General features: G+C 34.0%; 3 protein-coding genes. All 3 read left to right on the forward strand.

The window, feature by feature from the left end; genetic code table 11:
- Nucleotides 1-98: 98 nt before the first annotated feature.
- Complete coding sequence (locus GYY69_RS12585) at nt 99-932, forward strand: DUF6708 domain-containing protein (RefSeq protein WP_174797996.1); 834 nt, start codon at nt 99-101, stop codon at nt 930-932.
- A gap of 79 nt (nt 933-1,011) precedes the next feature.
- Nucleotides 1,012-1,413 carry a hypothetical protein gene (locus GYY69_RS12590; protein WP_174797997.1) on the forward strand — a complete coding sequence of 134 codons (402 nt, stop codon included), beginning with the start codon at nt 1,012-1,014 and terminating at the stop codon, nt 1,411-1,413.
- A gap of 26 nt (nt 1,414-1,439) precedes the next feature.
- Nucleotides 1,440-2,037, forward strand: a 598-nt coding sequence (locus GYY69_RS12595) for a DUF6708 domain-containing protein (RefSeq protein WP_174797998.1), incomplete at its 3' end; no start/stop codon positions are given.

Raw genomic sequence — 2,037 nt, forward strand, 5'->3', positions numbered from 1 at the left:
AAAAAAGTGATTGGCATATTACATTACTGGCAAGGTAAAGACGCTAAATCGCCACTGCGCATTGAACATATTATCAATTAAAAAAGGAGAATGTAATAATGCCATCCAAATATCAACCGCAAGTTTCCGCATGGCGCGAGGATTTGCCTAAATGGGTATATACAACAAAATTACATTTAAGTAATAATAAAAAATTACGTTATGCTAATGATGATTATTGTGAGCTTTCTCGGCGGTTCACAGGGATGGGAAGCTTATTAATTAGATTAATTGTTATTATTCTTTTCTTTATATGTGTATTGATGATAATTTCTGGATTAGTTGCTATACTTTTTGCTATATTTTATCTTGATACCCATAAAGCACTATTTATTCTTTCATTTTTTTTACTTTTAATATCCAGTCCAATATTTATTCAATTTTTTCTTACTTTTTTATTCTGTCCTGAAGATTGTCCTGTTCGCTTTAACCGTAAAACAGGTAAGGTTTATATTTATGACCATTTTCTGTTATATTGTGGTTCATGGGCTACCTTTACTCGCTCGCCGTTTAGAGCCAAAGAGATCAGTGTTAAAGAGTTTAATTGGGCAGATATTCAAGGTTGTATGACCTCAGTATCAGTTCCTATTGCTAGTGGCGGAATGGTTAGAAGCTATCGTCTAGAATGTGTGGTATGTGAGCCTAATACCACTAAAGTGATTGACCACTTTCTGTTGGCTGCTGATACCAGTTTAAGCTATGACGAATGGATGTGGATAAATAACTATATGGCCTTTTATGATAATAATTTGGATGCGGAATTAATGCCAGAAGAAGAGTTTACATGGCCAATCAAAGTCAACTGGCCAGAAGAAATCGACAAAAAATCCAAAGCCAGCTCGCTTAAAGCGTATCAGCAAATAGATGCCGAGTATAAAAAAATTAAGGAATAAATAATGTTCAAAGTATCATTGGCGTAATTTTAGTATTTATTTGGCTTTAAATTATCAACCTTATGATATGGAGTTCTTTTTGGACGATATTCGTAATGATTCAGATGAAAACGCTGCATTAATTTATGCCGGTGGACTGCATGTGCATATTAAACTGCCCAATTTTGATGCGCAAAGCCGTTATGTCTGTATGGTCTATCTAACAGATTCTGAAGAGCAATCGGCTAAGGTCAAAATTGAAAAAAGTAAAGACGATAAAAATCTGAATGTTACGGTATCACCCAATCAATGTAATCATGATTTAGTGCGCTGGGTTGCTTATAAAGATTATCCTATCAAATCAAATATAAATGATACCGTGGCGATAGACCAAAAAGTTGCCGAATTAAGGCTAAAAGCGAAAAAAGTGATTGGCATTTTGCACTATTGGCAAGGTAAAGACGCCAAATCGCCACTGCGCATTGAACATATTATCAATTAAAAAAACAAAAAAGGGAGAACGTAATAATGCCATCCAAATATCAACCGCAAGTCTCATGTTGGCGCGAGGATTTGCCTAAATGGGTATATACAACAAAATTACATTTAAGTAATAATAAAAAATTACGTTATGCTAATGATGATTATTGTGAATTTTCTCGGCGTTTAGGGGGGGGGTATTTTGCTCGTTGGATTACAATATTTTTTTCCTCAATTTTTGTTTTACTATCATTATTGGCTTTATATATGGGAGTTTTCGTTATTATTACAGAAATTGATGGTAGAATCCTAACAATATCAGTTAGTTTATTATTATTATTTGTCGCTTATTTTCTTTTTCAATTCTTGCTAAATACACTTTTTTCCCCTGAAGATTGTCCTATTCGTTTTAATCGAAAAACAGGTAAAGTTTATGTTTATGAACATTTTATCTTATATTTTGGAGCATGGATAATTCTTATTCGTTCACCCTTTAGAGCTAAAGAGATAACGGTTAAAGAGTTTAATTGGGCAGATATTCAGGGGTGTATGACCTCTGTATCAGTTCCTCTTGCTAGTGGCGGAATGGTTAGAAGCTATCGTCTAGAATGTGTGGTATGTGAGCCTAATACCACTAAAGTGATTG

It is taken from the genome of Gilliamella sp. ESL0250, from assembly GCF_013345045.1.
GTDB lineage: Bacteria > Pseudomonadota > Gammaproteobacteria > Enterobacterales > Orbaceae > Gilliamella > Gilliamella apicola_H.